Annotated in this window: 1 protein-coding gene; it reads right to left on the reverse strand. The window is 64.0% G+C overall.

Going from position 1 to position 311, the window contains the following annotated elements; all coding sequences use genetic code 11:
• Positions 1 to 27: 27 nt before the first annotated feature.
• Entirely contained in the window at positions 28 to 195 is a 168-nt protein-coding gene (locus tag NE591_RS13815; RefSeq protein ID WP_256156929.1) for a hypothetical protein, read from the reverse strand.
• Positions 196 to 311 lie beyond the last annotated feature (116 nt).

Raw genomic sequence — 311 nt, forward strand, 5'->3', positions numbered from 1 at the left:
TCCTTCGCCACCCGCATTACCGAGTTGCTACATATTCACGCAGTGGATCTTCTCGCCACGCTCGAGGTAGGCCATGACTTCCTCCACGGCCATCTTGGCGCAGTTGTCCTCGGCCTCGGCGGTGGGGGCGCCCAGATGCGGGATGACGATGGCGCGCTCCATCTTCACGACGGCCGGGTTGGCGAAGTCGGTCACATACGCGGCCACCTTGCCGGACTCAAGCGCCTCGGCATGGCGACGTCGTCGACCAGCACATCGCGGGAGAAGTTCAGGAACACGACGCCGTCCTTCATCTGAGCGATGGCGTCGGC

Source organism: Adlercreutzia sp. DFI.6.23 (genome assembly GCF_024462535.1).
In the GTDB taxonomy this organism is placed as follows: Bacteria; Actinomycetota; Coriobacteriia; order Coriobacteriales; family Eggerthellaceae; genus Adlercreutzia; species Adlercreutzia rubneri.